This is a genomic window from Candidatus Pelagibacter sp. HIMB1623 (assembly GCF_052047695.1).
Lineage (GTDB): Bacteria > Pseudomonadota > Alphaproteobacteria > Pelagibacterales > Pelagibacteraceae > Pelagibacter.
Genome location: NZ_JBNAJN010000001.1, coordinates 92,982 through 115,658, shown reverse-complemented (window position 1 = coordinate 115,658; position 22,677 = coordinate 92,982). Strand labels below are relative to the sequence as shown.

23 protein-coding genes are annotated in these 22,677 nt (G+C 30.2%); 18 read left to right on the top strand and 5 right to left on the bottom strand.

The genetic code is table 11. The features are described 5' to 3' along the window. Position 1 precedes the first annotated feature (1 nt). From ACTTBN_RS00630 to ACTTBN_RS00615, 4 genes are read left to right on the top strand one after another with little or no spacing between them, the layout of a single operon-like run. Positions 2 to 1,018 carry an MBL fold metallo-hydrolase gene (locus tag ACTTBN_RS00630; protein WP_440680514.1) on the top strand — a complete coding sequence of 339 codons (1,017 nt, stop codon included), beginning with the start codon at positions 2 to 4 and terminating at the stop codon, positions 1,016 to 1,018. Positions 1,019 to 1,028: 10 nt separating this feature from the next. Further along, on the top strand, positions 1,029 to 1,463 hold the full coding sequence (locus ACTTBN_RS00625; protein WP_440680513.1) for a c-type cytochrome: 435 nt from the start codon (positions 1,029 to 1,031) through the stop codon (positions 1,461 to 1,463). A 38-nt stretch (positions 1,464 to 1,501) separates the two neighbouring features. After that, on the top strand, positions 1,502 to 2,011 hold the full coding sequence (locus ACTTBN_RS00620) for a cupredoxin domain-containing protein (protein WP_440680512.1): 510 nt from the start codon (positions 1,502 to 1,504) through the stop codon (positions 2,009 to 2,011). Positions 2,012 to 2,032: 21 nt separating this feature from the next. Continuing rightward, on the top strand, positions 2,033 to 2,461 hold the full coding sequence (locus tag ACTTBN_RS00615) for a DUF4396 domain-containing protein (protein ID WP_440680623.1): 429 nt from the start codon (positions 2,033 to 2,035) through the stop codon (positions 2,459 to 2,461). On the opposite strand, the gene ACTTBN_RS00610 is transcribed toward ACTTBN_RS00615, so the two are convergent. Further along, a complete protein-coding gene (locus tag ACTTBN_RS00610; RefSeq protein ID WP_440680511.1) occupies positions 2,448 to 3,764 on the bottom strand; it encodes an MATE family efflux transporter in 1,317 nt (438 codons plus the stop codon). The genes ACTTBN_RS00615 and ACTTBN_RS00610 overlap by 14 nt on opposite strands. Positions 3,765 to 3,780: 16 nt before the next feature. Beyond that, on the bottom strand, positions 3,781 to 4,308 hold the full coding sequence (locus ACTTBN_RS00605) for a cytochrome b (RefSeq protein ID WP_440680510.1): 528 nt from the start codon (positions 4,306 to 4,308) through the stop codon (positions 3,781 to 3,783). Between ACTTBN_RS00605 and ACTTBN_RS00600 the strand changes: the two genes are divergently transcribed. Both ACTTBN_RS00600 and ACTTBN_RS00595 read left to right on the top strand, forming a co-directional pair. Continuing rightward, positions 4,303 to 4,770 (top strand): cytochrome c, encoded by a 468-nt coding sequence (locus ACTTBN_RS00600; protein WP_440680509.1) that lies wholly within the window; start codon positions 4,303 to 4,305, stop codon positions 4,768 to 4,770. The two genes, ACTTBN_RS00605 and ACTTBN_RS00600, sit on opposite strands and share 6 nt — an antisense overlap. 22 nt (positions 4,771 to 4,792) lie before the next feature. Then, complete coding sequence (locus ACTTBN_RS00595; protein WP_440680508.1) at positions 4,793 to 5,314, top strand: hypothetical protein; 522 nt, start codon at positions 4,793 to 4,795, stop codon at positions 5,312 to 5,314. 286 nt (positions 5,315 to 5,600) lie between these two features. Here the strand turns inward: ACTTBN_RS00595 and ACTTBN_RS00590 are convergent, their stop codons facing one another. Genes ACTTBN_RS00590 through ACTTBN_RS00580 form a run of 3 tightly spaced genes read right to left on the bottom strand, consistent with a single transcriptional unit; the run spans position 5,601 to position 8,854 of the window. Further along, complete coding sequence (locus ACTTBN_RS00590; RefSeq protein WP_440680507.1) at positions 5,601 to 6,458, bottom strand: NAD(P)-dependent oxidoreductase; 858 nt, start codon at positions 6,456 to 6,458, stop codon at positions 5,601 to 5,603. 13 nt (positions 6,459 to 6,471) lie between these two features. After that, positions 6,472 to 7,335, bottom strand: coding sequence for a DMT family transporter (locus tag ACTTBN_RS00585; RefSeq protein ID WP_440680506.1), 864 nt, complete (start codon positions 7,333 to 7,335; stop codon positions 6,472 to 6,474). Between the two features lie 13 nt (positions 7,336 to 7,348). Then, positions 7,349 to 8,854 (bottom strand): UxaA family hydrolase, encoded by a 1,506-nt coding sequence (locus ACTTBN_RS00580; RefSeq protein WP_440680505.1) that lies wholly within the window; start codon positions 8,852 to 8,854, stop codon positions 7,349 to 7,351. A 46-nt stretch (positions 8,855 to 8,900) separates the two neighbouring features. Here ACTTBN_RS00580 and ACTTBN_RS00575 point away from each other — a divergent pair, with 46 nt between their 5' ends. The 12 genes from ACTTBN_RS00575 to ACTTBN_RS00520 all read left to right on the top strand — a co-directional run bounded on the left by ACTTBN_RS00575 (position 8,901) and on the right by ACTTBN_RS00520 (position 22,675). Then, the gene (locus ACTTBN_RS00575; protein ID WP_440680504.1) at positions 8,901 to 10,685 is read left to right on the top strand and encodes an IlvD/Edd family dehydratase; all 1,785 of its coding nucleotides are present in this window, start codon (positions 8,901 to 8,903) and stop codon (positions 10,683 to 10,685) included. Beyond that, a complete protein-coding gene (locus ACTTBN_RS00570) occupies positions 10,685 to 11,653 on the top strand; it encodes a 2-hydroxyacid dehydrogenase (protein WP_440680503.1) in 969 nt (322 codons plus the stop codon). The genes ACTTBN_RS00575 and ACTTBN_RS00570 overlap by 1 nt, the downstream gene beginning before the upstream one ends. 125 nt (positions 11,654 to 11,778) lie before the next feature. Further along, positions 11,779 to 12,795, top strand: coding sequence for a TRAP transporter substrate-binding protein DctP (gene dctP / locus ACTTBN_RS00565; RefSeq protein ID WP_440680502.1), 1,017 nt, complete (start codon positions 11,779 to 11,781; stop codon positions 12,793 to 12,795). Between the two features lie 60 nt (positions 12,796 to 12,855). After that, positions 12,856 to 13,425, top strand: coding sequence for a TRAP transporter small permease subunit (locus ACTTBN_RS00560; protein WP_428079829.1), 570 nt, complete (start codon positions 12,856 to 12,858; stop codon positions 13,423 to 13,425). Between the two features lies 1 nt (position 13,426). Further along, positions 13,427 to 14,749 carry a TRAP transporter large permease gene (locus tag ACTTBN_RS00555; RefSeq protein ID WP_428079830.1) on the top strand — a complete coding sequence of 441 codons (1,323 nt, stop codon included), beginning with the start codon at positions 13,427 to 13,429 and terminating at the stop codon, positions 14,747 to 14,749. Continuing rightward, the gene (locus ACTTBN_RS00550; protein WP_440680501.1) at positions 14,746 to 15,615 is read left to right on the top strand and encodes an NAD(P)-dependent oxidoreductase; all 870 of its coding nucleotides are present in this window, start codon (positions 14,746 to 14,748) and stop codon (positions 15,613 to 15,615) included. Before ACTTBN_RS00555 ends, ACTTBN_RS00550 begins: the two co-directional genes overlap by 4 nt. Then, entirely contained in the window at positions 15,612 to 16,355 is a 744-nt protein-coding gene (locus tag ACTTBN_RS00545; RefSeq protein WP_428079832.1) for an SDR family oxidoreductase, read from the top strand. The genes ACTTBN_RS00550 and ACTTBN_RS00545 overlap by 4 nt, the downstream gene beginning before the upstream one ends. A gap of 21 nt (positions 16,356 to 16,376) precedes the next feature. After that, the gene (locus ACTTBN_RS00540; protein ID WP_428079833.1) at positions 16,377 to 17,219 is read left to right on the top strand and encodes a fumarylacetoacetate hydrolase family protein; all 843 of its coding nucleotides are present in this window, start codon (positions 16,377 to 16,379) and stop codon (positions 17,217 to 17,219) included. A 6-nt stretch (positions 17,220 to 17,225) separates the two neighbouring features. Further along, complete coding sequence (locus ACTTBN_RS00535) at positions 17,226 to 18,398, top strand: mandelate racemase/muconate lactonizing enzyme family protein (RefSeq protein ID WP_440680500.1); 1,173 nt, start codon at positions 17,226 to 17,228, stop codon at positions 18,396 to 18,398. Then, on the top strand, positions 18,391 to 19,302 hold the full coding sequence (locus tag ACTTBN_RS00530; RefSeq protein WP_440680499.1) for an SMP-30/gluconolactonase/LRE family protein: 912 nt from the start codon (positions 18,391 to 18,393) through the stop codon (positions 19,300 to 19,302). Before ACTTBN_RS00535 ends, ACTTBN_RS00530 begins: the two co-directional genes overlap by 8 nt. After that, entirely contained in the window at positions 19,277 to 21,967 is a 2,691-nt protein-coding gene (gene ppc, locus ACTTBN_RS00525; protein WP_440680498.1) for a phosphoenolpyruvate carboxylase, read from the top strand. The genes ACTTBN_RS00530 and ppc overlap by 26 nt, the downstream gene beginning before the upstream one ends. Next, the gene (locus ACTTBN_RS00520) at positions 21,968 to 22,675 is read left to right on the top strand and encodes a cytochrome c biogenesis CcdA family protein (protein WP_440618235.1); all 708 of its coding nucleotides are present in this window, start codon (positions 21,968 to 21,970) and stop codon (positions 22,673 to 22,675) included. It begins immediately after the preceding gene. Positions 22,676 to 22,677: the final 2 nt, after the last annotated feature.

Here is a 22,677-nt window from a genome sequence, read left to right as displayed (position 1 = left end):
AATGATATTTAGACAAATATTCGACAGTGTTTCTAGCACTTATACTTATTTAATTGCATCTGGAAGGGGACGCGAAGCTTTAATAATTGACCCAGTGTTAGAAAAAGTTGATCAGTATATTAACTTATTAAATCAATTAGATTTAAAATTAGTAAAGGTGATAGATACCCATATTCACGCAGATCATATTTCTGGAATTGCTGAACTAAGAGATAAAACTAATTGTGTAACTGTTATGGGTAATAAAACTCCTGCCGATGTAGTTGCAATGAGAGTATCAGATGAAGAGATAATCAAAATAGATGGAATTGATTTACAAGCTTTATATACTCCTGGTCATACTTCTGAGAGCTTTAGTTTTTTGATGGGTGATAGAGTTTTTACTGGAGATACATTATTAATAAGAGGTACTGGTAGAACAGATTTTCAAAACGGTGATCCTAAAGACTCATATAATTCAATATTTAACAAACTATTAAAACTACCTGATCAAACTCTAGTTTATCCTGCACATGATTATAAAGGAGAAATGGTAAGTACCATCATAGAAGAAAGACAATTTAATCCAAGATTACAGGTAAAATCAGTTGAAGAGTACGTGGATATTATGAATAATTTAAATTTACCAGATCCTAAAATGATGGATGTTGCTGTTCCTAGTAATCTTAAATTGGGCATTGATTTAAATCGTCAAAAAGTTAATAATGGAATTGAGCCAGAGGAGTTTAACAAGATTAAAAAAGAAGAAAACACAGTTTTAATAGATTTAAGAGAGCAAAACGAAATAGATAAAGAAGGCAAAATAGATAGAAGCACTATAGTTCCCTTTCCTTCCATGCATGATTATATAAAAAAAAATAAAAATAGTTTAAAAGATAAAAAAATTCTTTTTTACTGTGCTCACGGACACAGATCTACATTAGCAGTTCAGATTTCTAAATCATATAATTTTGGTAACTGTTTTCACTTAATTGGTGGTTTAGAAAAATGGAAAAAACATGGACTTAATATTAATTAATTTAATCAGAATGATAAAATTTATAAATATTTTTAAAATTTTTATAGTTCTATTATTTTTATCAAATACTACTTTAGCACATAATCATTTTCCGATTACTACAGATTCTAAAATGATGATTAAAAGAGGTAAAATTTTATATGAACAGAATTGTGCTTCATGTCATATGATTAACTTATCTGGAGCAAAGAATTGGAAAGGTGTAGATGAGGATGGTCACAGAAAAGCACCTCCTTTAAATGGAACTGGACACACATGGCATCATGACGATAAGACACTACATGCAATAATTAAGTATGGATTTGCTAAATTAGTAAAAAATTATGAAGGAAAAATGATGGGCTTTGGCGACAAATTGTCTGATAAAGAAATTGATAGTGTTTTGGCTTATATCAAATCTTTTTGGTCAAAAGAAAATTACGAATACCAATTAAAACTGAATTAACATATTGAATTTTTATATAAATTACCTAAATTTAATACATGATTAAAAACTTATTTATTACTACAATTTCTACAATTCTATTAATCTCAACTGCTTTTGCTGATAAGAGTATGATGATAGGTAAAAAAGGTAAACAAGAGGATGTTACAAGAGTTATCAAAGTATTGATGTATGATAATTATTTTGAACCAAGTTCCTTTCAAGTTCAGTCAGGTGAAACTATAAAGTTCGAAGTAGAAAATGTTGGTGAACTAGTTCATGAATTTAATATTGCAAACCCGAAGATGCATATTCAACATCAATCTGAAATGCAAAAAATGGTTGAAATGGAAATTTTATTAGCTGACAGCATTGATAAAAATAAAATGAAAAAAATGTCAAAGATGGACAAATCAATGGCACATAGTCATGCCAATAGTGTTTTATTGGAACCTAAAGGTAGTAAAGATTTGATATGGAAATTTGAAAATGCTTCCAATATAGAAATTGCCTGCAATGTACCGGGTCATTATGATGTCGGTATGATAGCTAAGGTAGCTATAAATTAAAATTTAAAGTTGGAAAAAACTATATCATTTAATTGGTCTTGTAATCACACTTGGAAAAGAAGTGCTAAGAACACCGCATGGTGCTTGTTAGGTTGTGCAATTGGAGACTTTGGAACTATTTTATATTTTCAAATAACAGGTATTCCATGGCCAGTTTTAGCTATTATGACTTTAGCAATTATTAATGGTTTAATTACAAGTATTATTTTAGAAACTATAATTTTAATCAAACAAAATTTTAAATTTAAAGATGCTTTAAAAACTGCCTTAGGAATGAGTTTTATCTCAATGGTTAGCATGGAAATTGCAATGAATTTGACAGATTATCTTTTAACTGGTGGCGCTATGTTAACATGGTGGGTGGTACCAATAATGCTAACAGTGGGTTTTTTAACTCCATGGCCTTATAATTATTGGAGATTAAAGAAATTTGGTATTAGTTGCCATTAAACCTTAAATAAATCTTGTTTAAATAATAATATAAAGACAACGCTCTCAAGATCATAAATATAGTTAGCGATATCCAAACCCCATCATTTGAAATGTAATTTGTGAGAACTAATGAAATTAATAAATATAAAGAAACAGAGAAAAACATAGCATTTCTAATTTCTTTTGTTTGAGAGGCTCCAATGAAAATACCGTCAAATTGATAACAAAAAGATGCAAAAAAAGGCAAGATAATCATCCAAATTGAATAATCTAAACTTAAAGATCTTATTTGATCAATATCAGACATCATATAAATCACATTCTTGTGAACAAAATAATACACAATAGAAATACCTAATCCTGTAACTGAACTTAAAATAAAAGAATTTTTAACAATAGTACTGAATAAATTTTTATCTTTCTTTCCCAAAGAATAACCAATAATTCCCTCAGTTGAAAATGCATAAGCATCTAAAATAAATGCAGATAGAAAAACAAGATTAATTAATATTGCGTTTGCAGCGATATACTCTTCTCCAATTTTTGATCCAAGGTACGTAAACCATAAAAAGGAAAAAGTTAGCAAAATAGTTCGAATAAAAATATTAAAATTTATATTAAAAATATTTTTTAATTTATTTAAATCGACTATCTCTCTTATTTGAAAATTAATCTTAGTAAGCTTATTTAAATAAAAAAAAGTATAAATTAAAAATACAGTAGACGTAATTATCCCAGAAAAAAGAGTTCCATATGCAACACCTTTAATATTTAAATTGTATTGAGTTACGAGAATTATACTCAGTATAATATTTAATATTGAGAAAAATCCTACTGCAAAACTTGAAATTTTTGTTTTTTGTAATCCAACAAAGAGACCCGTTATAATATAAAGAGTAAGTTCACCTGGAGCTGAATAAATTCTAATTTTAAAATATTCCTTATAAAAAGTAGTAGTTTGTGAATTTAGATCAAATATTTGTAGACTTATCTTAAGAATTAAATTTTGAGCAAAAAATAAGACAATAGAAAGTATAATTACAAATAACAAATTTCTTAATATAATATTTAAAATTTCCTTATAATTTTTAGCTCCATTTGCTTGTGAGACCATACCAACAGTTCCCATTCTTAAAAACCCAAAACTCCAAAAAATCATTGAAAATAAATTTGCAGCAACAGAAGTTGCAGATAAATAAGAAACATTACCCAAGTTCCCCATTAAAGAAGTATCAATTATAGCTACTAGTGGAATAGCTAAATTAGCAAAAAAAATTGGAATAGATAATTTTAAAATATATCCAATAGAAGATTTTTCCATATGTATCAGGAATTATTTACAATATTTTCTTTAATAAATTTTCTTTAAAGAATAATTTGTGAATTATAACTGCACTTATATGTAGAGCAACTAGACCTATCATAGCATAGTTTGATAAGATATGAATATTGTAAAATTGATCAGCAAGTTCAAAATTATCTTCTATTTTAATTTTTTTAAAAAAAATCACTAAGGACTCACCATTAAATAGTTTTTTTAATATTCCAGATATACTTATTGATAAGATAGCTATGTATAAAAACAAATGATTTAGTTTAGCAATAAACCTCTGTCCTAAAAAAGTGGCAGGACCTAATTTTGGTACAGGATTAATTAAATTATTTAGTAATCTAAAAATTACAACATAAAATATTCCAAGCCCAACCAACACATGAATATATTCAATAGTTATTCTTTCTTCTCCAAAATCTAAATCAACTAAATAAAATCCAAGAGGAATTTGAATTAAAATTAAAATTGCGCTCAGCCAGTGCAATAACTTTGATATTATTCCATATTCTGTTAAGGTGTTCTTAACATGCATATCATATTAAAACATACAAAGAAGATCTTTGGTACAACAATATTGTTTTTTATAATGATGTTTTCTGGCTCTTTAGCTAATGCAGAGTTGTCAGTAGAAGATATTATAAAAGGTAGAAAAGCACTATTTAGTAAGAATTATAGCACCGCTAAGAGGGTTCAGTCTTTTTCCTCAAATGGAGATTTTGACGAAGCGATAGAACTAATGAAAGAAATGAATGAAAATTACATTACTTTATTAGATCTATTTCCAGAAAATTCTAAAGAAGGATTTAAAACAGAAGCACTACCTATAATTTGGGAAGAAAAAGATGCTTTTAACGCATTAATGCAAAAATCTGCTGATGATATGATTAAACTTACTTCTATTATAGAAGATGCAGATGACATTAGAGGAACTCTAGGAAAATTGATGTGGGCAAACTGTAAGGCATGTCACTCAAAATATAGAGCACCACAATAGACTTTAGTCTTAAAAATAGACAATGATTCCAGTAACTGTAACAGATCATATAGAGGAATACGTTTCTCAAGAAATATATGTTCAAGTTGCAATAATTAAAGGTAAAGAAAAAATTTCCACAGAATTGGCAATAAAAAAATATTTTGTTAGCAATCATTTTAAAGATTTAAGTTTAGGAAAACCTTACGACCATTTTATCGATGGTTTGAAAGACAAATGTTTAGGTAAATTAAAAAATTCACCTATGAGAAACACAGAAACAGATGATGAAACAATTATAATGTTACAAAAAAAATTAAATGAATTAAGTGAAGTAGAATTAGAGGATACTTACTGGGAAATAGAAACTGGAGAATTTTTTTCAGGCGAACAAATTAAAGAGTTAGAAAAAGATCGAGATAAACTAATTACAAAATTGAACTCAAGAGACGAAAATGAAGTTGTAAAAACAATTTTTAACTTTTGTGAAATTTATGAGAAGTTGTGTGATAAAAAATATCCAGAAGCACCACTTCCGCTTGAAATATTGAAGTCTAAAAATTGATTTTTTTTAAGGGTTCGCTCTTTAGTTGATACCTAAAGAGCTCCCTTTTTATAGCCTCTTTGGCATTAAATCCAAACGGATTTTATTACTTTTAAGTTTTTTGATATCTAAAGATCTTCAGCTAAGTATCAGGTGGTAGTAATTTTAACATAAACCTCCTTCATCTAAAAAGTTAATTATATTAAAACTATTTTCAATAAATTTATTTACATTTTATGCAAATAAATATGTTGAATACAACCTACTGCTTTAGTAGATTCCCGATATCTTATTTAGTTTACTTCAATTACTTTTTATTTATTAATTCACTAATAAAATTTTCTCCATAACCATCATCAACAGCTTTTTGAAAATAATTTTTATTTAGTTCAGCAACTTTTTCAGCTTCAGGAAAATCTTTTAAAAGATCCTGAATGTAAGTTAAATCTTTGACAGAGTTACTTGCAGTAAATTTAAATCCTGTGTAATCACCTTTAAGCAAATTATCAAAAACTCTGTTCAGAGCTGCAGAGTTTCCAGATCCCAGCTTTGCAACATCAAATACTTTTTTTAGATCTAATCCTAATCCAGTAGCACATTTTGCTAAATGATTTACTAATGCTCCATTTCCTAAAGATAAAAAGTTATTTAAAAGTTTTGATTTTGCACCCATACCTACTGGACCAAAATGAAAATAATCTTTACAAAATATATTAAAATAAGGCTCTGCTATTTTAAAATTCTCATCTGATGCTCCGACAATACCGCCTAAAACACCTTGTTCTGCTTGAACAGGTCCCCCCATTACTGGGCATTCAACGTAGTTAATATTATTTGATTTAAAAATTTCCTCAGTTTCAATAGAGCCAGTTTTATTGTGAGTGGTAATATCAATTACAATTGTTTTATCACTTAAGATATTTGATAATTTTTCTGAAATAGATTTTGCAATAGGTGTGTTGGTAACACACATAAATAAAGCATCTAAATTTTTAGACGCAAAATCTTCGAATGACTTAACTTCTTCAGCTCCCTCACTTACTATCCTTTCAATAGGTTTGCGATTTTTGTTAGCAATTACAAAAAGATTATTTTTGTGCTTAATGATGTTTTTAGCAATTCCATAACCCATATAACCAACACCAATAAAACCAATATTTTTCATCTAACCTCCTAATTTAACTTTTTTTACCTTCAGTTCTTATAAATAATAAACCAAAAATTATTACCCCCACAACACCTACAATCTTATTTACATCAAAAGGTACACCAAAAATGAAAAAATTAAATACTGTAGACCAAACTAATTGAGAATATTGAAAATTTGTTACAAAAGATAAATTTGATAATTGAATTGCATATATAATTAAAGAGTGACTCACAAAGCCTGCGATACCAAGCAGCGCTAAGTATAACCAAAAAATATTATTACTTAATGGTTCCCAGTTAAAAAAAATATAAACACTAAATATTATTGCTCCCAAAATAGAAGTATAAAATATTGCTGCAAATGGATCGTTATCACTAGATACAACTTTTGTAAAAAATTGGTAAAGTGCCCAACATATAGGTGGAACGATTGGAAAAATTAAATCTACACTAAATATTTTCATGCTAGGACTTAATGAATAAACAATTGAACTGAAGCTAAGGAGCATCAAAAGAATTCCTTTAAAAGTCAAAATATCCTTTAAAAAATACGCAGAAAGCAAAGCAACAATTAATGGGGCTGTAAAGAAAACTACATAAATATCTACTAAGTCAAACTTTTGAAGAGAAAAAAACATAAACGATGTAGCTGTCACCATTAATGTTGATCTAATTATTTGAACTTTAAAATTTTTTTTTAAGTTTACTTTTGGCTTAAATATTAAAAAAAATACAATTAAAGATACTAAATGAAAAAAAAATCTTCCCCAAATTGCTTGTGTAACAGGCATTACTGTTCCCAGGTATTTTGCTGTAGAGTCCATACAAACAAACATAAAGAAACCACCTGCAGCTAATAAAATTACATTTAATAAAGATGTTTGATTTTGCACTTTAGGAAAATTTTTACATTACAACGCCTACTTGCCAAGGATTAAACTCCTCGTCACCGTAGCCATTGATTTCACTCTTAGATTTATTTCCTGATGCAGTATTTACTACTAATTCAAATATTTTTTGACCAACTTCTTCAACTTTTTCTTTTCCTTCAGCTATTGTTCCACAATTAATATCCATATCTTCTGACATTCTTTCAAACATTGCTGAATTAGTTGAGAGTTTTAAACTTGGAACTGGTTTACATCCAAAACAAGATCCTCTTCCAGTTGTAAAACAAATTACATTTGCTCCTGATGCAACTTGCCCTGTAACAGATACTGGATCATATCCAGGTGAATCCATAAAATTGAAACCTTTATTTTTTAAAGGTTCAGCATAATTCAATACATCTTGTAAAATTGAGTTTCCACCTTTAGCAACTGCTCCTAAAGATTTTTCTAAAATAGTTGTAAGTCCACCTTTTTTATTTCCTGGTGCAGGGTTATTATCCATAGAACTATTATTTATCGATGTATAATGTCTCCACCATTCAATTCTTTTAATTAATTTATCTGCAGTTTGTTGTGAATTAGCTCTATTAATTAATAAATGTTCTGCACCATAAATTTCTGGTGTTTCAGATAATATTGAGCTTCCACCTTTTTTAACTAAAAGATCTGCAGCAACTCCCAATGCAGGATTAGCTGTAATTCCAGAATAGCCATCTGATCCCCCACATTGTAAGGCTAAAGTTAAATGACTAACAGGTTGCGATGTTCTTTGAACATTATTTGCTTCAGATAAAAGGTTTTTTATTTGAGATAATACTTTATCAACAATTTTTTTAGTTCCACCTTCATCTTGGATAGTTAGAAAATGAATTCGGTTATGTTTCTTTAACGATCCATCAAACAAACTGACTTGCGCACATTCACATCCTAAACCTATAACAAAAACATGAGAAAAATTAGGGTGATTTTTAAATCCATCTATAGTTCTTTGAAAAATTTGCATTCCTTCACTTTCAGTATTCATTCCACATCCTGTTGAGTGAGTAATGGGCACAATCCCATCTATATTTGGATAATCTTTTAAAATTTCAGAATATTTTATTTTTTCAACAATCATTTTAGTAACTGTTGCAGAGCAATTAACGGTACTAACTATTCCAATATAATTTCTTGTAGCTACTTGGCCGTTATCTCTTAAAATTCCATTGAAAAAAGTATCTGCTTTTTCGTCAACATTGTGTGATTTATTTGTTACTTTGAAATCTCTTTTAAATTCTCTAAATTCTAAATTATGAGAGTGAACATGCTCTCCTGGTTTAATATCATTTAAAGCAAATCCAATAATTTGATCATATTTGATAATAGGATCACCTTTTTTAATCTCTTTTAAACATACTTTGTGACCAAAAGGGATTGGATCTAACGTACTTATGTCATGTCCTTCAATTTTAGTTTTTTCTGGTATGATAAATTGACTTACGCCAACATTGTCATTGCCATTTAAAACTATTAGATTATTCATAAATTTATTATATAACCAATAACTTAAACAAACCATTATATTAATTATGCCTAAAAAAAGAAAAAAAACCTTTAGAAGTCAACAGTGGTTCAATAATCCAAAAAACCCTGACATGACGGCTTTATATTTAGAAAGGTATTTAAATTATGGTCTTACAAGAAAAGAATTACAATCTGGAAATCCAATTATAGGAATAGCACAATCTGGCAGCGATCTTTCTCCATGTAACAGGCATTTCATGTCTTTGAGTAAAAGAATAAAAGATGGAATTAGAAGAGCAGGTGGTATACCAATGGAATTTCCTACTCATCCTATTCAAGAAACTGGAAAAAGACCAACAGCAATGTTGGATAGAAATTTATCTTATTTATCTTTGGTAGAAGTTTTATATGGATACCCAATTGATGGAGTTATCTTAACAACAGGATGTGATAAAACTACTCCTGCAGCCTTAATGGCAGCAGCCACAGTTAATATTCCTGCAATAGTACTTTCAGGTGGCCCAATGTTAGATGGAGTTTACAAAGGAAAATTAGCTGGTTCAGGAATGGTAGTTTGGGAAGCAAGAAAAATGTTAGCTAAAGGAGAAATAAAATACGAAGAATTTATGGATATGGTTGCATCTTCCGCTCCAAGTGCTGGACATTGTAATACCATGGGAACAGCATCCTCAATGAACTCTGTTGCTGAAGCATTGGGTATGTCTTTACCAGGGGGTGCAGTTATTCCAGCTCCGTATAGAGAAAGAGAGCAAATCTCTTATGAAACAGGAAAAAGAATTGTTGGAATGGTTCATGAAGATTTAACTCCATCAAAAATTATGACACGTAAAGCTTTTGAAAACGCAGTAGTGGTTGCAAGTGCTATTGGTGGCTCAAGCAACTGTACAGCTCATCTAAGTGCTATTGCGAAGCATATGGGAATTAAATTTGATCTTTCTGATTGGCAAAAACTTGGGCACAACATTCCGTTATTAGTGAATTGCCAACCTGCAGGAGAATACTTAATGGAGAGTTTTCACAGAGCTGGAGCAATACCTGCGGTAATGAAAGAATTAATTAAAAACAAAAAAATTCATACAAAAATAAAGACAGTAACAGGAAAAACTGTAGGAGAAAACTTAAGAAAGAAAGTTGATGTAGATAATGAAGTAATCAAAACATTTAAGAATGCGTTAACCGAAAAAGCTGGATTTTTAGTTATGAAAAGCAACTTTTTCTCATCTGCTATTATGAAAACATCTGTAATCAGTAAAGAATTTAGAGATCAATATTTGTCAAATCCTAAGCACCCAAATGTTTTTGAATGTAAAGCAATAGTTTTTGAAGGTCCTGAGGATTATCATAAAAGACTTAATGATAAGAAGTTAAAAATAGATGAAAACTCTCTATTAATTATAAGAGGTTGTGGTCCAGTAGGCTACCCAGGTTCTGCAGAAGTAGTTAATATGCAACCACCAGACAGATTGTTAAAAAAAGGAATAAGACATTTACCAACTCTTGGAGATGGAAGACAGAGCGGAACATCAGAAAGCCCATCAATACTTCATGTATCACCTGAGTCTGCAGTAGGTGGAGATCTAGGTATTGTTAAAACATACGATAAAATAAAAATAGACTTAAATAAAAGAAGAGTTGATTTGTTAATTTCTCAAGCTGAATTTAAAAAACGAAGAAAAAACAAAAAAGTATTTAAACCAAATAATCAAACTCCATGGCAAGAAATTTTTAGAAATACAGTGGGTCAATTAGACGATGGTGCATGTATAAATTCTAGAGGAAAATACTTGGACGTATCTCATACAAAAGGTTTACCTAGAGACTCACATTAATGAAACCTAAGATATTAGTTTCTAGAAAAATTTCAGATTTAGCAGAGGAAAAACTTAGTAAAGAATTTGATGCAACATTAAATCCAAAAGATGAACCAATCCCAGAAAGTGAGTTAATTAAAATTATCAACGACTATGATGGGATGATTTCTACAGGGTTTGATAAAATTGGAGAAAATTTTTTCAATAATCTAAATGGTAAATTAAAAATCATTGCTCAGGTGGGAGTGGGGTATGATAATATCTCTGTTAAATCTGCTTTAGAAAAAAAAATAAAAGTTACCAATACACCTAACGTGTTAAATGAAGCTGTTGCAGAGCTTACTATTCTTTTAATTTTAGCTACCTCAAGAAGAATTGGTGAAGCTTATAATTTAGTTAGAACTGATAATTGGAAAAATCAAAAACCTGACTTAACTAAATTTATGATTGGTAATTCAGTTACTGGCAAAACTTTAGGTATTATTGGTATGGGACGAATAGGAAGAATGGCTGCTAAAAGCGCAAAAGCATTTGGAATGAAAATAATTTATTATAATAGAAATAAGTTGTCTGAAGATTTAGAGGATGGTGCAAAATATTATTCAGATTTAAATTCAATGTTACCAAATTGTGATTTTGTAAGCATACACACACCAGCTACCGCAGAAACAAAATACATTCTTAATAAAGATACAATTGGTTTGTTACCAAAGCATGCGGTTGTTATAAACACATCAAGAGGATCAACAATTGATGATGATGCATTGATTGATGCACTAGAAAATAAAAAAATTTATGCAGCTGGTTTAGATGTTTTTAACAATGAACCAAATTTAGATAATAGATATTTAAAATTAGATAACTGTTTTGTTCTTCCTCATGTAGGTAGTGCGACACATGAAACACGTCTTGCAATGAGCATGATGGCGGTAGACAATATCTATTGTTTTTTTAATGAAAAACCTTTGATTTCAGAAGTAGTTTAGAACAATTCTAGTCTCTGTGTTTATAAAATATATATAATTTCTATATATAATAATTAAACCGATTTAATTGAAATAGAAAATCATTTATGATTAACTTTCGAAAAAACATAAACGAGAGGAAGATAATGTTTAAATTAATATCTAAAACTTTAGCAGCGGTGGCTATGGTTTCAGTTGCTTTATTTGGCTCTGCAAATGCAAAGACTTTAAAGATTGAAACTCACTTTACTGCTAGCTCGCCAAATGGTGAAGTTGCGGCTCAGTTCGCAAAAAATGTAGAAAAGTTTTCTGGTGGAAGCTTGAAAGTTGAAATGTTCTACTCATCTTCAGTAACAGGTAAATCTGCTGAGGTGTTTAACTCTGCACAAACTGGAATTATCGATTGTGATATGACTGGTGCTGGTTACCAAACTGGTAAAAATGCAGCGTTCCAATTTGCAGGTGATGTAATGGGTGGATATGATAACCCATACCAACAATATGAATTCTTGAATTTTCCAGGAGCTCAAGAAGCTGTTGATGCATTATACAACAAATATGGAATGACTTTAATTGGTTGGTGGATACCAGGACATGAGTCTTTAATATCTAGCAGACCAATTCCAGATGTTGCTTCATTGAAAGACTTTAAATTTAGATCACCTCCAGGAATGGAAAGTATGATCTTTACAACTTTAGGTGCGAAGCCAATCGTTATGGACTTTGGTGAAGTTCCTACAGCTTTACAAACTGGTCTAATCGATGGTGCTGACTATTCATCTTTAGCAACTAACTATGCTGGTGGACACTATGAGCAAAACAAATATGCTACATACCCAGGTTTCCACTCTATGCCGGCTGACCATTTAGCTTGTAACACAAAAGTATGGAACAAGTTAAAGCCACATGAGCAAGGTGCTATGAAAGCTGCAATAGAAATCGCTGGAAGAACTATTACTAGCTTAGTTGAGAGAAAAAACGCTGAAGCTGTTAAAGCTTTAAATGAAATGGGCGTTACTCTTCATGACTGGTCTAGAGAAGATAGACTTAAATTCAGAACAGCTGCACTTGCTGCTTGGGAAGAATGGAAGACTAAATCTCCAGAAGCTGAGGCTTTAATCGAAATACATAAAGCTTACATGAAAGCTAATGGTATTATGTAATAAATAAATTTTGAAGGGCCTGAAAAAGGCCCTTCGAATAAAATCTAAAATTTTTACTCAATGATAGATAAAGAGTTACAAGAACAAAACGAAAAAGTAGCGAGTAAAGATGATTTTCCAATAAATTGGATTGATAGAATTTCCTTATTTTTAAGCCACACAATAAAATATCTAATTCCAGTTATCGTAATTGTAATGATGTACGAGATATTTATGAGGTACGTTTTATTTAAGCCTACTTTGTGGGCAAATGAATTATGTTTGTGGCTTGCTGGTGTTTGTTATTTGGTTGGTGGAATTTACGCAACAAGATTAAGAAGCCATATTAGAATAGTTTTACTTTACGATTGGGTGGGAAGACCTACACAAAGAATTTTTGACTTAATTAGTACTATTATTATTGTACTTTTTGCTACAGCAGTAATTTATGGTGGATGGGAAGATGCGCACAGATCTTTCACGACTTGGGAGAGATTTGCAACTTATTGGGATCCTCCAATTCCAGCTACAATGAAACCACTTACACTTTTATGTGTATTCCTTATAGCTCTTCAATCAGTAAATAACCTAATTATTGATTGGAGAAATCCAAAAGAGAAACAATACGACCCATCAAAAGAATTAAAGTAAGATGGAATTTGAAATAGGAACACTCTCGATAATATTAATAGTCGGATTATTAGCGCTAATATCTATTGGTGTTCCGATGGGATTTGCATCAGGTTTCATGGGTGCAGTACTAGTATTTTTATATATAGGAGAACACGCATTAGGAATATTGCTTTCAAGGTATTATTCACTGGTTGTTACTTATTCATTTTTATCAGTACCTTTGTTTATTTTTATGGCCTCCTTGCTCGAACGCTCGAACATTGCAAGAGATCTTTATGATGCTTTAAACGCTTGGTTAAGAAAAACTAGAGGTGGAGTAGGTGTAGTTACTGCAATCATGGCAACTATTATGGCTGCAATGAGTGGAATTATTGGAGGAGAAATAGTTTTGTTAGGATTAATTGCATTACCTCAAATGTTAAGACTTAAATATGATCAAGACATGTCTATTGGTATTATTTGTGCATCTGGATCTTTAGGAACAATGATACCTCCATCAATTGTTTTAATTATTTATGGATTAACAACAGAGACTTCTATTACGATGTTATTCCAAGAAGCAATTGTTCCGGGTTTAATGATCTCAGGTTTAATTATTACATACATTCTTATTAGAACAAGATTACAACCTCATTTAGCTCCAATAAGTGATGAGCCAGCTTTAACTTTAAAAGAAAAAATGTCTTACCTACCAGGTCTACTTCCGCCAATTGGAATTGTAATTATTGTATTAGGTTCAATTTATTCTGGAATGACTGGTATTACTGAAGCTGCGGGGATGGGGGTTGTTGCGACATTAATTATTATTTTTGCAAGAAAAGAACTGACATGGTTTTTATTTAAAGATGCATTAACAAGAACTTTCAAAGCATCTGGAACAATTTTGACAATTACTTTTGGTGCAACAGTTTTAGCAGGAGCTTATTCTCTTGCTGGTGGCCCGAAATATGTTGCAGAAACAATTTTAGCGTATGATTTAAAACCAATGTATTTAATTTTTATGATGCAGATTATGTTTTTAATCATGGGAGCATTTATGGATTGGGTTGGAATTGTATTGTTAGCTATGCCAGTATTTTTACCAATTGTACTAGCACTTGGTTTTGATCCGATTTGGTTTGGAATATTGTTTTGTGTAAATATGCAGGTTTCATTTTTAAGTCCACCATTTGGGCCCGCCGCTTTCTATTTAAAATCGGTTGCTCCTCCACATATATCTTTAACAGATATCTTTAGAGGTTTTGCTCCATTTATAGTTATTCAGCTAATTGTATTAGCATGTGTTATGTTCTTCCCTGAAGCAATGACACAAAATTTCCACGAGTTTAAACCTAAACCATGATAACAATTGGATTTATTGGAACAGGCTTGATGGGCCTTCCAATGGCTAAAAATATATTAAAATCTGGATTTAAATTAAAAGCGTTCAATCGATCAATAGAAAAAGCAGAACCATTAAAAGAGTTTGGTGCAGAAATTTCAAAAACTATAGGTGATGTAGTTAAAGACAGCGATTTTATTATTACTATGTTAACTGACGATAGTGCGGTAGATGCAATAACTTCTAGTATAGATTTTTTGAACAACTTAAAATCAGGTTCAACAGTTATAGATATGAGTTCTGTAAAACCTACGACAGCAACAAAACATGGAACTAATTTAAAATCAAAAAATGTAAATTATTTAGACGCACCAGTTTCAGGAGGAACAATTGGAGCAGAAGAAGCTTCACTAGCTATCATGGTTGGAGGTGAACAAAATGTATTTGAAAATTCTGAAAAAATTTTAAAAGCAATGGGAAACCCAACATTAGTTGGACCCATTGGAAGTGGACAAGTATCAAAACTAGCAAATCAAATTGTTGTTGGAGTTACAATAGGAGCGGTTGCAGAAGCCATAACACTATGTGAAAAAGCTGGAGCAGATCCAAACAAATTAATCAAAGCTCTTTCAGGTGGATGGGCAGATAGTAAAATACTTCAAACACATGGAAAAAGAATGATTGATAAAGATTTTACCCTTAAGGGTAAGACTTATACTCATTTGAAAGATATGAATAATATTTTAGAATGTGCAAATTCTTATAATACTCATTTACCTATTTCAAATTTAGTTAAAGAAATGTATAAGACTTTAGTTGATAATGGTCATGGTAACACTGATCACAGTTCACTTTATAACGAGATTGAAAGGATAAATAAGAAATGAGTGGAAGACTTAATGGCAAACAAATTGTTGTAACAGCAGCAGGACAAGGAATTGGAAAAGCAACAGCAATTGCATTTCATAAAGAAGGAGCTCACGTAACAGCTACAGATTTAAACGATAAAACATTAGCAGAATTAAATAAAGAATATCCAGATATCAAAGTTACCAAATTAGACTCAACTGATAACAACGCTATCTTAGAATTTACCAAAACTCTTGATAAAGTAGATGTGTTATTTAATGCAGTTGGATTTGTTCATCATGGAACAATTCTTGAATGTGATGAAAAAGACTGGGATTTCTCATCAAATGTAAATGTTAAATCAATGTATTTTATGTGTAAGGCGATACTACCACTAATGGTAAAACAAAATGGTGGAAGTATTATTAATGTGTCTTCATGTGCTTCAAGTTTAAAAGGTTTTCCAAACAGATTTGTTTATGGGACAACAAAAGGTGCTGTAATAGGTTTAACTAAAGCAATTGCAGCTGACTTTGTGAAACAAAATATCAGATGTAATTCAATTGCTCCTGGAACAGTTTATTCACCATCATGGCAAGATAGAGTAAACCAGAGTCCAGATCCAGTTCAGGCAAAAAAAGATTTTATTGCAAGACAACCAATGGGAAGATTAGGAACTGCAGAAGAAATTGCTGCAGTTGCAGTTTATCTAGCAAGTGATGATGCAACATTTACAACAGGAACTACAATTTCTGTTGATGGTGGAATTTCAATATAATTTAATAACAAAAGGACAATTATGAAATTATTAAGAGTAGGTCAAAAAGGACAAGAAAAACCAGCAGCTTTAGACAAAGATGGTAAAATTAGAGATATCAGTTCACATATTTCAGATTTAAATCCTGATCATTTAGATTTTGAAACTATTTCAAAATTACAAAGTGCTGATTTAGCAAGTCTTCCAGAGATATCATCAAGTGAAAGAATTGGTTCATGTATTACAAAACCAGGAAAATTTATTGCAATAGGTTTAAATTTTTCAGATCACGCTGCCGAAACAGGGGCAGAAGTTCCATCTGAGCCAATTACTTTTATGAAAGCAACAAGTTGTATCAATGGTCCTAACGATGATATCGAAATTGTGTCTGGTTCAAAAAAATTAGACTGGGAAGTAGAATTAGGAATTGTAATTGGAAAACATACAAAACATATTTCAGAAGCTCAGTCACAAGATCATATCTTAGGATATTGTTTAGTAAACGATATTAGTGAAAGAGAATGGCAAATAGAAAAAATGGGTCAATGGGTTAAAGGAAAATCTCATGACACGTATGGACCAATCGGACCTTATTTAGTAACTAAAGATGAAATTGCTGACATTAATAATTTAAAAATGAGTTTAGATGTTAATGGTCAAAGAATGCAAACTGGAAACACTAATACTATGATCTTTAATGTTAACGTTATTGTATCTTATTTAAGTAAATTCATGTCATTACAGCCAGGAGATATAATTACAACTGGTACACCTCCAGGAGTTGGTATGGGAATGAAACCACAACAATTCTTAAAAGCTGGTGATACAATGAGATTATCAATTGAAAATTTAGGAGAGCAAAACTCTAAAGTAGTTGCTTTATAATCTTTTGTGAAAATAACTTCTATTAAAAGTCATGTACTTAAATATGAGTTAGAGAAAGAACTAGGTTATTCACAACAATATTATAAACACCGAACAGCCCATTTGGTTGAAGTACAAACTGACGAAGGTATTACTGGATGGGGCGAATGTTTTGGTCCAGGTAATATTGCTTTAGCCAATAAGTTCATTGTTGAAAAGGTAATTCAGCCTTTAATAATAGGTGAAAACCCTTTGAATAAAGAACATATCTGGCAAAAAGTTTACAATCTTTTAAGAGATAGTGGTCAAAAAGGAATGCCAATACAAGCTTTGTCAGGAGTTGACATAGCTCTATGGGATATCTTAGGAAAAAAAACAAACTCTCCTCTTTATCAACTTGTTGGTGGAAAATGTAATAATGAAGTTCCTGTGTATGGATATGGAATGATGTTGCAAAAAAAATCAGTTGATGAGCTAATTCCATTGTTTGAAGAAGAAGCAAAACAAATTAAATCAAAAAACTTTAAAGCGATGAAAATGAAGGTTGGATTAGGTCCAAAAGAAGATTTGAAGTTAGTTCAAGCAGTTAGAAATTCTATAGGTAAAGATTTTAAATTAATGGTGGATGCTAACCATGCTTATAATCTGAAAGATGCTCTTTATGTTGGAAAAGGACTTGATGAACTAGATGTTTATTGGTTTGAAGAACCTGTTGCTCCTGAAGATTACAACGGTTACCGAGAATTAAAAAAAAATATATCAACCAGTGTTGCTGGAGGTGAAGCAGAATTTACAAAGTATGGTTGGAATAAATTAATTAACAATAATTGTATTGATATAGCTCAACCAGAAGTATGTGGATTAGGAGGTATTACAGAATATTTGAAAGTTGCAGCCTTGGCGCAGGCTAACTTTGTTCCTGTAATTAATCATGTTTGGGGATCTGCCGTAAGTATAGCGGTAAATCTTCATTTATTGACTGCACAACCAGATATGCCAGGGGGATTATTCCCAACAAAATCTATGCTAGAATTTGATACAACAGAGAAAAATATCTTTATTACAGATCTACCAAAAGAAAATTTTTCAATTTTAGATCAAGTTAAAAACAATAATGGATTTGCATCAGTGACAGACAATGTAGGTATTGGTATAAATCCTAATGAGGACTTTATTAAGGAGTTTGAAGTAAATGAATAAAATTAAAACTACAGAACCTAAACCAATTTGGAAAATAAGATGTACCTTAGGTGAGGGAACACTTTGGGTTAAAGAACACAACTCAATTTATTTTGTTGATATAAAAAAAAAGAAAATTTGTTCTTTAAATATTAAAAATAAAAAAAAGAAAATATTTAAAGTTAATAAAGAGATAGGCTTCGTTGCTCATGTAAGAGATCATATATTTATTTTAGGATTGCAAGGTGAAATAAGAATTCAAAATTTAAAATCAAAAAAAGTTTTAAAATCGATACCTATAGAACCTAAATTAAAATTGAATAGAATAAACGATGGTAAAACAGATCCTGCTGGAAATCTTTGGTTTGGTACCATGGATAATTTAGAGAGAAAAATTGAAAAAGGATCTTTGTATAAATTAGATAAAAATCTTAAATTAACTAAAGTTGATAAAAATTATAGAATTACAAATGGCCCAGCATTTATCGATCAATATAATTTTTACCACACTGATAGTCCTAAAAAAACTATCTATAAAATTAAGATAAATAAAAATAATAAAATAATTAGTAAAAAAATATTCAAAAAGTTAACTCCTGAAGAAGGAGTTCCAGATGGAATGACTGTAGATAAAAATAAAAATTTATGGGTTGCCCATTTTCGAGGGGCATGCGTCTCAGTATTTAATAGTAGAGCAAAATTAATTCATAGAATTCAGTTTCCAGCAAAAAATATTACAAATTGTGCGTTTGGTGGTAAGAATAATCAAGAACTGTACGTTTCAACAGCTACAAAAGGAATGGACAAGGCTGATTTGCGAAAATTTAGATATTCAGGATTCTTTTTTGGTGTAAAAACAAACACAAAAGGAGTTTTGCAAAAAAAATTTATTTTAAGTAATGAAGCAGAGAGATCTTTACTATGAACGAATACCCACTAAGCTTTTAAGAGAAGATATAAGATTATTAGGAACTTTTCTTGGAAGAGTAATCAAAGATCAAGAAGGCATAAAATTTTTCAATATAGTTGAGCGATTAAGATTATTATCTAAAAATACCTTATTAGATAAAAATAAAAGAAAAGTATTTTCCAAAATTTCAAAAGATATCAGAAAGCTTTCACCTGAAATTACTTTTAAGGTCACTCGAGCTTTTTCACATATTTTAAATTTAATGAATTTAGCAGAGTCGTTAGATGCTTCTAGAAAACTTAATGAATACGATAATCCATATTTTAAGAGCAAAAAACAAAATCTATTTATTGAGGATATAATTAACAACCTATTTAAAAATAGAAAAATTTCTGACAAAAAAATTTATGATCAGGCAACAAAACTTGATATTGGAATAGTTCTCACAGCACATCCAACAGAAGTAAAAAGAAGAACACTAATTCAAAAATATGCAAATTTAACTACTTTGATGGAGCAACGTCATCTTTATAAAAAATACCCCGCAAAGATTATTGAAATAGATCGAAAACTGTATTCTGAGATAGCCATTATTTGGAAAACTGATGAATTAAAAAGAACCAAACCATCACCACTAGATGAAGCTAGATGGGGTTTGGCTGTAATAGAGGATAGTTTATGGGACACAATTCCAAGAGTTTATAAAAGATTGAATGATATTTTCAGAAAAAATTTAAATAAAGATCTTCCTAGAAACTTTAATCCAATTCAATTTGGTTCATGGATGGGTGGAGATAGAGATGGAAATCCAAATGTTACATCTGAAGTAACAAAAAAAGTAATTTTGTTTTCAAGATGGCAAGCTGCAAAGTTATACGAAAGAGAACTTACAAAATTAATTCAAGATTTATCAATGGAAGAATGTTCTAATAAAATTAAAAAAGTTACTGGAAATAGTTTTGAACCTTATAGAGTTTATTTAAGACCTTTAAGAGACAAAGTAAGAAGAACACATCAGTTAATTGAGGCACATATAAATTATAATAAACCATTAGATCAAAATAAATTACTAAAAGATAAGTATGAAATTATAAATCCATTAAGAGAAGTTAGAACTTCCTTAAACATGAACAAAGGGCAACATATTGCAAATGCAGATTTGTTGGATTTGATAAGAAGAGTTAGATGTTTTGGAATAAATTTAGCAAGATTAGATATCAGGCAGGAGTCTGATAGACATGAAAAACTTTTAAATGAAATATTTAAAAAGAAAAATAAAATAAATTATTCACAATTACCTGAAGAAAAGAAAATTGAATTACTTAATAAATCAATAAAACAAAAAAAATCTTTTGTTAATAAAATTAATTTAAGAGACAAAGAGAATTTAGAAGTTTGGAAAACATTTAAACAAATATCTAAAGAGCCAGAACAATGTATGGGTGCGTATGTAATTTCAATGACTTCAAAAGCATCTGATATTTTATCTGTTTATTTATTGCAATTACAGGCTGAAACAAAGAATTTGTTAAGAGTAGTACCACTTTTTGAAACTTTAGATGATTTAAAGAATGCCAAAGGTGTTATGCAAAATTTATTTAAACTTCCTTGGTACAGAAAAATGATCAACTCAAAACAAGAAGTAATGATTGGATATTCAGATTCTAGTAAAGATGCAGGAAAACTATCTGCAAGTTGGCATCAATACAAACTTCAAGAGGAACTTAGAAATTTAGCTAAAAAATATAAAATAGATCTTGTTTTTTTCCATGGAAGAGGAGGATCTCCAGGAAGAGGAGGAGGACCAATTCAGGCAACTCTTAAATCTCAACCATCTGGAACAGTAAATGGAAAAATTAGAATTACTGATCAAGGAGAGGTGATACAGCAAAAATATGGATATAAACCTTTAGCTGAATACAACCTATGTAGTTATATTGGTGCAGTGATGGAGGCTACTTTAAATCCACCTCCTAGATCTAAACCAAATTGGCGAGAGCTTATTCAGAAAATGTCTGAGATTTCTACATCTGCTTACCGGAAGTATTTAAATCAAAGCGAAGATTTTATTAGATATTTTAAAACTGTTACTCCGCATAAATCTCTTGGAAAACTCGCAATTGGTTCAAGACCTACCAAAAGAAAAAATGTTGATAATATTCAAAGTTTAAGAGCTATTCCTTGGGTATTTGCTTGGACACAAATTAGATTAATGCTTCCTGCATGGCTCGGTACAACCGAGGCTTTGAGATATGGATCAATAAAAAAATTTAAAAAAACAATGACAGACATGGAGAGGAACTGGCCTTATTTTGTATCAACAATGGATATTTTGGACATGGTGATTTCAAAGGTTGATCCTGAAATATCAGTGATTTATGAAAATAATTTGGCTGATCAATCTTTAATAAGAATTGGAAAAAGATTGAGGTTTCAATTTGATGCATTGGTCAAATTGCACAATAAAATTACTCCAAAAGAAGTTATAAAAGAGAGAAAAGAGTTTAGAAAAGCTTTATTTATCAGAAACAACTATACTGAGATGCTAAACATTCTTCAGGCAAATATAATGAATAAATTAACAAACAAAAAATATAAAAATTTAGATAAGAAATTTTTAGACGATGCTTTAATGACATCTATTGCAGGAATTTCTGCAGCAATGAAAAACACTGGATAGATGATTGAATATTTAATTGCTTTTGGGGCAGGGTTAATAAGTTTTTTATCTCCTTGTGTTTTACCCTTAATCCCTGGATACATTTCTTATATCTCAGGTCAGTCACTACAAGAAATTTTAAATAAAAAACAAACAAATATTTTCCCATTGATTTTATTTTGTCTAGGGTTTTCAACTGTATTTGTTATCTTAGGAGCATCTGCATCTTTTTTAGGACAAGCACTTTTACAAAATTCAGAAATATTAAGAATTTTAGCTGGAATTATAATTGTAATTTTTTCTCTTCAATTAATTGGAATTATTAATATTTCGTATTTAAACTTTGAAAAAAGATTTGATGCAAAAGAATCAAGAAATATTCTTTTTCCATATGTAATTGGTGTTGCTTTTGGTTTCGGTTGGACACCATGTATTGGTCCAATTTTAGGATCAATTTTAGCTTTAGCATCTATCGAAGAAACATTATCAAAAGCAGTCATAATGTTAATTTTTTATTCTTTAGGTTTGGCTATACCATTTGTTTTATCAGGATATTTAATTCAAAGATTTTTATTATTTTCTAAAAACTTTAAGAAGAATATTAATTTAATATCAAAAATAGGTGGAATAACTTTATTAATAACTGGAATTTTGATTTTAACTAATCAATTGCAAGCAGTTGGTTTTTATATAATTAAAATCTTTCCTTTTATGCAAAATTTTGGTTAGTG